Origin of the sequence: Actinocrinis sp., assembly GCF_035605935.1 — a bacterium.
GTDB lineage: Bacteria > Actinomycetota > Actinomycetes > Streptomycetales > Catenulisporaceae > Actinocrinis.
Map to the genome: position 1 here is coordinate 20243 of NZ_DATNGK010000059.1, position 7618 is coordinate 27860.

General features: G+C 69.0%; 8 protein-coding genes and 1 pseudogene. 6 read left to right on the forward strand and 3 right to left on the reverse strand.

The genetic code is table 11. The features are described from left to right. Window positions 1–37: 37 nt before the first annotated feature. The 4 genes from VN779_RS05090 to VN779_RS05105 all read left to right on the forward strand — a co-directional run bounded on the left by VN779_RS05090 (window position 38) and on the right by VN779_RS05105 (window position 3480). On the forward strand, window positions 38–1636 hold the full coding sequence (locus tag VN779_RS05090) for an FAD-dependent oxidoreductase (protein ID WP_325720643.1): 1599 nt from the start codon (window positions 38–40) through the stop codon (window positions 1634–1636). A gap of 151 nt (window positions 1637–1787) precedes the next feature. Continuing rightward, complete coding sequence (locus VN779_RS05095; protein WP_325720645.1) at window positions 1788–2243, forward strand: helix-turn-helix transcriptional regulator; 456 nt, start codon at window positions 1788–1790, stop codon at window positions 2241–2243. A gap of 70 nt (window positions 2244–2313) precedes the next feature. Next, window positions 2314–3042: a hypothetical protein gene (locus VN779_RS05100; protein WP_325720647.1), complete on the forward strand. Its 729-nt coding sequence runs from the start codon at window positions 2314–2316 to the stop codon at window positions 3040–3042. Between the two features lie 102 nt (window positions 3043–3144). Further along, a complete protein-coding gene (locus tag VN779_RS05105; protein WP_325720649.1) occupies window positions 3145–3480 on the forward strand; it encodes a DUF2516 family protein in 336 nt (111 codons plus the stop codon). A 263-nt stretch (window positions 3481–3743) separates the two neighbouring features. Here the strand turns inward: VN779_RS05105 and VN779_RS05110 are convergent, their stop codons facing one another. Both VN779_RS05110 and VN779_RS05115 read right to left on the reverse strand, forming a co-directional pair. Beyond that, window positions 3744–4544, reverse strand: coding sequence for a class I SAM-dependent methyltransferase (locus tag VN779_RS05110; RefSeq protein ID WP_325720651.1), 801 nt, complete (start codon window positions 4542–4544; stop codon window positions 3744–3746). 49 nt (window positions 4545–4593) lie between these two features. Beyond that, window positions 4594–5370, reverse strand: a complete 777-nt coding sequence (locus tag VN779_RS05115; protein WP_325720652.1) for an SDR family NAD(P)-dependent oxidoreductase — start codon at window positions 5368–5370, stop codon at window positions 4594–4596. Between the two features lie 71 nt (window positions 5371–5441). Here VN779_RS05115 and mshA point away from each other — a divergent pair, with 71 nt between their 5' ends. After that, entirely contained in the window at window positions 5442–6791 is a 1350-nt protein-coding gene (mshA, locus tag VN779_RS05120; RefSeq protein ID WP_349260644.1) for a D-inositol-3-phosphate glycosyltransferase, read from the forward strand. Then, the gene (locus VN779_RS05125) at window positions 6788–7357 is read left to right on the forward strand and encodes a YbjN domain-containing protein (protein WP_325720653.1); all 570 of its coding nucleotides are present in this window, start codon (window positions 6788–6790) and stop codon (window positions 7355–7357) included. Before mshA ends, VN779_RS05125 begins: the two co-directional genes overlap by 4 nt. A gap of 45 nt (window positions 7358–7402) precedes the next feature. Here the strand turns inward: VN779_RS05125 and VN779_RS05130 are convergent. Then, window positions 7403–7618: pseudogene (locus VN779_RS05130) on the reverse strand (hypothetical protein); the annotation flags it as partial.

Sequence of the window (7618 nt, forward strand, 5' to 3'; positions counted from 1 at the left end):
TTTGTCAAGCGGCCCTGGGTGTACGGATGGTGAATGCATGGACGAACAGCACGCGCACAGCGACGAAGAGAACTTGGTTGAGCGCTACGACGCGGTCGTGGTCGGCGGCGGAGCGGCCGGACTCAGCGCGGCGGTCGCGCTGGCCCGCTCCCGCAGATCCGTCCTCGTCGTCGACTCCGGGGAGCCGCGCAATGCCCCGGCTGGCCATGTGCACAACTTCCTGACGCGAGACGGCACGCCACCGGCCCAGATCCTCGCGCTTGGGCAGGCCGAGGTAGTCCGCTATGGCGGCCGCGTCGAAAGCGGCCGGGTCACGGCCGTAGACCGGGAGGACGGGCGCTTCCACATCGAGATCGGCGATCGTACGGTCATCGCTCGGCGCGTCCTACTCGCGACCGGACTGCGCGACGAACTGCCGGACATTCCGGGCCTCGCCGAGCGCTGGGGAATCGATGTGCTGCACTGTCCGTACTGCCACGGCTGGGAGGTCCGCGACCAGCGCATCGGCGTGCTTGCGACGAACGCTGCCGTGCTGCACCAAGTGCTGTTGTTCCGCCAGCTCAGCGCGCGGGTGACGCTCCTTCAGCACACCGGGCCGCGCCTGAGCGACGAGGACCGCGAGCAGTTGCGGGTCCTCGGCGTCACCCTCGTCGAGGGCCGGGTTGCCCAGGTCGAGTCCGGCGAAGGCGGCCTGAGCGGCGTCCGGCTCGCCGACGGTACCCACGTGGCGCTCGACGCGCTTATCGTCGCGCCCAAGTTCACCGCGCGCAGCGAGCTCGCAGAATCCCTCGGCCTCACACCGACTGAGGTCGAGATGGCCGGCGAGGTGATCGGGACGCAGATCGAGGCGAACCCGGCCGGTGCGACCAGTGTGCCCGGAGTCTGGGTCGCCGGTAACCTCGCCGCCGTTCAAGCGCAGGTCATCACGTCGGCGGCAGCTGGACTGACAGCCGGCGCGGCAATCAACGCGGATCTGGTGATGGAGGATGCCAAGCGCGCAGTCGAGGCCGGCCGCGAACATAGCGAAAGCGCCTGGGACGAGCGTTATCAGACCCATGGCAACAAGCACCACTGGAGCGGCGAACCGAACCACGCGCTCGTCACCGAAGTCGCGGACCTGACACCCGGTACCGCATTCGACGCCGGCGCGGGCGAGGGCGGCGACGCGGCGTGGCTGGCGTCGAAAGGCTGGAAGGTCACCGCGGCGGACCTGTCCAGCGTGGCGCTACAGCGCGCCCAGGAGTTAGCGCGGGGGCGTGGCCTGGACATCACCTGGCTGCACGCCGACCTTGCCCTAACCCCAATCCAGGGCACGTATGACCTAGTCACGTCGCACTACATGCACATGCCCCGTGCTGCCCGCGAGTCCGTGTATCGCAACCTCGCCGCAGCCGTGGCGCCGGGCGGCACACTACTGGTCGTCGGTCACGACCCGACCGATCTGCAAACCACCGTCCCGCGCCCCGACCTCGCCGAACTCGGCTGGACCGCGGCCGACCTGGCCGCCTCGCTCGGCGCCGGCTGGATCATCGAGGTCGCCGAGGCCCGGCCGCGCGAGGCCACCGATCCGGAGGGCCGGAAGGTCACCATCCACGACGCCATCCTGCGCGCCCGCCGCGCCGCTTCCGACGATTAGCCCGCCGCGCTTCCGACGATGAGCAGGGCAAGCGCGTCGTCGGCCAGCTCCAAGACGGTCAATCGGTCTGAAGCTGGTGCTCACCACAGCAGCGCTTAACTCTCGCTAGCGGGCGTTTGCAATAGCAAGCACTGTGGCGCACACTGGAGGAGTGGCGAACCTCCTGGGACCGAAGCACGTGGCGCAGCTTGGCGCGTACATCCGCGAGCAGCGGGAGAACGCGCAGTACTCGCTGCGGCAGCTGGCCCAGGCGGCCGGGGTGTCGAACCCCTACCTCAGCCAGATCGAGCGCGGCCTGCGCAAGCCGAGTGCCGAGATCCTGCAGCAGCTCGCGAAGGCGCTGAAAATATCCGCCGAGACGCTTTACGTGCAGGCCGGTTTGCTCGACGGCGCGCCGGAGCACTCGGAGGCGTACACGGGTGGCGCGGACGGCACGCACGGTGAGGACGCAGCCGCGTCCAGCCGAGTGATCGCCGCGATCACCGCGGACCAGGCGCTGACCCGGCGTCAGAAGCAGATCCTGCGCGAGATTTACGAGTCCTTCCGCGCGGAGACCACGGCAGCGGCCGCGGCTCCGACGTCCGCCGCTTCCGGCGAGCCGGAATGACCAACTGGGACTGACCGACCAGACCGACCGTTGCGGGGCTCGCGCCCCACGAGACCCGAGGATGACTGACATGAGTGTGAGCAACGAGATCCGCCGGACCCTTTCCGACCCCAAGCCGCTCTACGCGCTCGCCGGCGCGGGTGACTTCGCCGCCGCCAAGCTGCGTGACGCGCCGACGCTGCTGACCGAGGCGGCCGCCACGGTCACCACACTGGCCAACCGGATCGCCGCCGAGGCCCCGGAGCAGATCGCCAAGGTGCAGGCGCGCCTCGCCGAGGTCCCGAACGCGCTCGCGGTCGACCCGCGTGCGGTCGTCGGCACCCTCGACCCGCGCACCGCGCGTGAGTCGATCCTCGGCGTCGTCAGCGGCGTCGACACGCAGGCGCTGCGCGACAAGGCCCAGACCATCGCGCTGATTCAGGTCGGCCGGGTGCTCGAGGCCGCGGGCAAGGCGGTGGAGACCTACGACGGTCTGGCCGAGCGCGGCAAGACCGTGGTCGAGCGGTACCGGGGCGCCGGCGACGGTGAGGCCACGGACGTGACCGTGGTCGTCGAGCAGGTGATCGTGGAGGAGCAGGAGCCGGCCGAGCCCAAGGCGCAGACCAAGGCCGAGCCGAAGAGCGCGTCCGCGTCCGCGCCCTCTTCTTCCGCTTCCTCCTCCAACGCCGGTACCTCCCGCAGCCGGACGTCCGGCGCCGCTTCGTCGGCCAAGCCGCAGGCGTCCCAGGCGAAGAAGACCGCTGCCACCCCGCGCAAGCGCGCCACTTCGTCGAACGCGTCGAAGTCCACCAAGGCGTAGTGCGGTAACCCCATAAGTGAAGGCTGAGCAGTACGCTCGGAAGCGCGACGGAATCAAGGGCCGCGCTTCCGAGCGGCCGCGGCCACGGTCGAGGAGCCTGCCATGGGATTCGGCAACGGACTGATCACCGGCACGTTCTTCAGCGTGCTGCACCTCATCCTGCTCGCGCTGCTGATCTTCAAGATCTTCGTCTTCTTCGACGCGGCGATCCGGCCGGCGCAGGCCTATGTCGCCGCCGAGAAGCTGACCAAGGTGGCCTGGCTGCTGTTCCTCGGTATCGCCGCGGTCGTCGACCTCTTCTTCGGCGGCCCCTTCTCGATACTGACCATCCTTGGCACGGTCGCCGCGATCGTGTACATGGTCGACGTGCGCCCCGCGCTGCGCCAGTACTCCGGCGCGCGCCGCGGCCCGCAGGACGGGCCGTACGGGCCCTGGTGACCGGCGGCTTACCGCTCGCGTCAGGTTCTCAGCCGATTCTCAAGCTGCTCTAACGACCGGCTTATGGCCGCTGTGCACTATAGAAGCAACCCCCCAAGGTCGGGGCGCGGCGTAAGGCCCGCCCCGTTATCCGGGAGAGCCCGACTCCCGGAGGTGCTTCAGGCACCGTTGCTGTGGCCCCGGCGTCGCCATCCCCCGCGTGCGACGCCCGGGGCCACAGCCTTGTCTGGGGCCTTGTCCTTGGTTCGGTGCGCAGACAGCAGTCAGTCGCGCACTCCGTCGCGCGGCGCGATCGCGGACCATGCGACGGTCACCTCGCCGAGCCGCCAGCGATTCGCGCGCCCGATGATCGGCCACTGCGGCAGCAGCGAACGCACTGCCGCGATCCAGCGCTGCCGCACGCCGAGGTCACCGATCGGCGCCGCCGTCTGCCACGCGCGCTCCAGAGCTTGCAGGAATGCGTGGATGGGCTCGCCGGGCACGTTGCGGTGGATCAGTGCCTTGGGCAACCGCTCGGCGAACACGGCCGGGGACTCCAGCGAGGCTAGATGTCCGGCCAGCGTCAGGGTCAGCGGTCCGGTGCCATCCAGCGCGACCCAGGTGGCGACGCGACCGTTCTCCGAGCAGGTGCCCTCGATCAGCAGACCCCTGCTCGCCAGCCGCGCCGCAAGTGCGCGCCAGACCTCGGCCACCTCGGATTCGTCGTACTGTCGCAGCACATTGAAGGCACGGATCACGGTCGGCGCGCGGTCAACCGGCAACTCGAAACCGCCGAGCCGGAAATCAAGGCCCGCACGCACGTATCCCAGTGCCGCCGTCACCCGAGCCGGATCGATCTCCAGTCCGATTGTCTGGATTTCCGGCCGTACCACGCGTAGCCGCGCGTCCAGCTCGACGGTGGTAATCGGATAAGCGCCATATCCGAGATCGACGATCAACGGCGATTCGGCCGCCGCGCGCAGCAGTCCGCCGTGTGTGCCGACTAGCCAGCGATCGACCCGGCGCAGCCGATTGGGTGCGGTCGTGCCGCGCGTGATGGTGCCGACTGGGCGAGTGCGCTTCACTTCGCCGCCTACTCGATGCCGCCGTCTTCCGCCCGCGATCCGTGGCCGCTCATGATCCGCTGCGGTGTACCTTGTGCGGCGCGGCCTGCGCGATCGGCTTGATGACCATGAGATCGATGTCCACGTGCGCCGGCCTGGTCACCGCGAACACGACGCAGTCGGCGATGTCCTCGGCGACCAGCGGCGCGTCGACGCCTCGATACGTCGCCTCCGCGCGCTCCGCATCGCCGCCGAAGCGCACCAGTGCGAACTCGTCCGTCTTGACCATGCCAGGGGCGATCTCGGTGACTCGTACCGGCTGGCCGTTCAGCTCGAGTCGCAGCGTGTCGTTGAGCGCGTGCTGTGCATGCTTCGCGGCCGCATAGCCGGCTCCACCCTCGTACACGAGAAGCCCGGCGATCGACGTGATGTTCACCACGTGCCCACGTCCGTAACGCAGCATCGCCGGCAGCAGCGCCTTGGTCATACGCACCGAGCCGAGCACGTTCACGTCGAACATCCGCTGCCACTGCTCAAGATCTGCCTGCGCCACCGGATCGAGACCGAGCGCACCGCCCGCGTTGTTGACCAAAACCGCACACTCAGGCACCGCCTCCGCGAGCGCGGCGACGGACGCTTCATCGGTCACATCCAGCTGAAACGCGGTCGCGCCGATCTGCGCCGCCAACTTCTCCAGCCGGTCCATCCGGCGCGCGGCCGCTACCACCTGGAAGCCCTCGGCGGCCAGGCGGCGGGCCGTCGCGGCGCCGATCCCGCTGCTCGCTCCGGTGACGACGGCGACCGGGGCGGAGGGGGCGTGCACAGGCGCGGAAGCAGGAGAAGTCATGCGCCCATTCTCCGGCATCCCCCGACCGGTCTTCATAAATGACCATGTGATTCGAACGTAGCCTTGGGGACATGCGGGGAATAGCGGCGCGTCCGGGAGTGGTTGCAAGGCTTCAGCGCCACCGACACTGTGGAGGACCGAGATTGATTCCCCGGCGGATAGCCACGCTCTCGGTCCACACCTCGCCGCTACACCAACCCGGCACCGGCGACGCCGGTGGGATGAACGTGTACGTCGTCGAAGTCTCCAAGCGGCTGGCCGCGCTCGGGATCGAGGTGGAGATCTTCACTCGCGCCACCGCGGGTGACCTGCCGCCGGTCGTGGAGATGGCGCCCGGTGTCAAAGTCCGGCACATCACGGCGGGTCCGTACGAGGGGCTCTCCAAGGAAGACCTGCCCGGCCAGTTGTGCGCGTTCACCTCCGGGGTCCTGCGCGCCGAGGCGATGCACAAGCCGGGCTACTACGACCTCATCCACTCGCACTACTGGCTCTCTGGTCAGGTCGGCTGGCTCGCCACCGAACGCTGGGGCGTACCGCTCGTGCACTCGATGCACACGCTCGCGCGGGTGAAGAACGCCGCGCTGGCCGCTTCGGACACTCCCGAGCCGCAGAATCGGCTGATCGGCGAGGACCAGGTCGTCGACGCCGCAGACCGGCTGATCGCGAACACCGAGCAGGAGGCGGACCAGCTCGTCCGTCTCTATGGAGCCGATCCGAGCCGGGTAGCGGTCGTGAACCCTGGCGTGGATCTGGAGACCTTCCAGCCCGGAGACCAGGCGATCGCCCGCGCCCGCCTCGGCCTGCCGCAGCACGCCCAAGTGCTGCTTTTCGCCGGACGAATCCAGCCGCTCAAGGCCCCCGACATCCTGCTGCGCCTCGCCGCCGACCTGCAGCGCCGCGATCCCGAGCGCTACCGGGACCTCGTCGTGGTGATCGTCGGCGGGCCCAGCGGCACCGGTCTAGCGGAGCCGCATCACCTGACCAGGCTGGCTCGCCAGCTCGGCATCTCGGACCGCACTCGCTTTGTCAAGCCGGTCGGTCAGGCGGAACTGGCCGAGTGGTACCGCGCGGCCGACCTCGCGTTGGTGCCATCGTTCAGCGAATCGTTCGGATTGGTCGCAGTGGAAGCGCAGGCCTGCGGTACGCCTGTCATCGCGGCGAAGGTCGGCGGTCTTGTTACCGCAGTGAATGACGGTGAATCAGGAATCCTGGTACCGGGCCATGACCCTGCCGACTACGCGTCAGCCTGCGCATGGCTGCTGAACGATCCGGGCCGATTGGAGCACATGCGGCTTGGCGCGCGAAAGCACGCGACCGAGTTCGGCTGGGGCGCCACCGCGGACCGCATCGTCGGCGTGTACAGCGACGCGTTGGCGGAGCGCTGGGCCAGCCGTCGTCGCGTAAGCTCGATCGTGGGATGACGAACGACACCGGAATCACCAAGAAGATGGCGTCGCGCGCACAAGCCATCGCGGCGATTGAGGCCGCGCTCGCCGACGCCGAGGCAAGCTTCGAGCGCCCAGCGGATGGCCATTTCGTCGTCGCCCTTCCCGGGACGCACAAGCTGAGCACCACTTGCTCACTGCTTGTCGGTGACCACACGTTGTCCGTTAACGCATTCGTGGTGCGTGCCGCCGACGAGAACCGCGAGGCGGTCTACCGCTGGCTGCTTGAGCACAACACCCGGCTCTCCGGCATCGCCTTCGCGCTCGACCGGCTCGGCGATGTGTTCCTGGTTGGCCGGGTGCCGCTGGCCGCGGTCACCGAGGCGGAGGTGGACCGGCTGCTCGGCTCGGTGCTTGACGCCGCCGACTCGAGCTTCGACTCCCTGCTCGAACTCGGCTTCGCCGGATCGATCCGCCGCGAATGGGCGTGGCGGCTCAAGCGCGGCGAGTCGACGGCGAACCTAGCCGCTTTCGAGCGGCTGCGCCCGGACCCGGCCACCCTGAACGGCGAGAGCCCTGAGCCAACCGAACCCGAGTCCTGACCTGAGCTGATCTGACTACGCGGCGCCCGATTGCGCGCTGGTCGATTACGCCGTGGCCAACTCAGGCTGCTGACCGTCCGCGATCGCTGTCGCGGTGACCTTCGTCTGATCGGCCTCGGCCTCGGCCGATCGCGCCGCCGCGACTCGCCGCTCGACGTGCTTGCCGATTCGCAGGAAGACCAGCGCCGTCAACCCGGTCACGGCGAAACAGCCGATCCATAGCGGCGCGCCGCCGTACGCGCTGAGCACCGCGCCGCCGAC